This is a genomic window from Vibrio sp. 03_296 (assembly GCF_002265885.1).
Genome location: NZ_NPKW01000879.1, coordinates 1 through 791 on the forward strand (window position 1 = coordinate 1; position 791 = coordinate 791).

At 40.2% G+C, this 791-nt stretch carries 1 protein-coding gene and 1 pseudogene; both read right to left on the bottom strand.

All coding sequences use genetic code 11. From position 1 onward, the window contains the following. Nucleotides 1–141 (bottom strand): annotated as a pseudogene (locus CIK04_RS35820) (trypsin-like serine protease); the annotation flags it as partial. A 370-nt stretch (nt 142–511) separates the two neighbouring features. Next, nucleotides 512–791: trypsin-like serine protease (locus tag CIK04_RS28570; RefSeq protein WP_128824741.1), on the bottom strand; the 280-nt coding region annotated here is incomplete at its 5' end.

Here is a 791-nt window from a genome sequence, read left to right on the forward strand (position 1 = left end):
CCAGTTAAAAGCGCCTTCTCTTTCAAAGCCTTCATAGTAAGTAGCAACGTTGTATGGTGGTGCATAAGAATTAGTTACTGTACTGGCTACACCATAGATTTCACCGTTATAAATTAGTGGCCCGCCACTATCCCCTGTTGTCGAACTATACTTAGTGGTAAATCCGCTATCCTTATCTAAAAATAATCCTTATGGGAGGGGCGGAGAGGTGGATTTTCAACTGCAATAGTGAACTCAGTTCTACTCGCTGCTAGGTCATTCAATATATAGTTTTGTTCAAGAAAACTGCATCGCCTTTCATCTCCAGCATGACGAGATTGGTTAAAGTAACTGTTTGAATAGTATGGTAGTTGGGGCATCTGAAATAATGCTCATGTAGTACGCTTTGGAATGCTCTTTTGTACCACCTTAGCAGGAATAGGCATTGTTTTAGTTGTCCAGAAGAGTAACCCAATGGATAGACTTCTGCGCCTAATGGAATACTTCCGGATGCTACGGGGAGCCGATTCTATCATATCGGAGTACTATCTAACTCTAGAATAGCGATATCGTAACGGTAATCTTGGTCATCAAAAGTATATAAGTAATTAGGGTCATATGAGTTAACCACTTTAGCTTCTATACTATCAATCGTTCCCTTGTCATCTTGTGAATATAAGAAGTGTGCAGTTAGATCATCAATTGCACAATGCAGTGCCGTTAATACCGTATTGGGAGCTATTAGAGTGCCAGTGCAGGTAAAACCTTGTTTATTCTTAGAAAAACCTGATAGGCGCTTCTTTAGGTTGAAC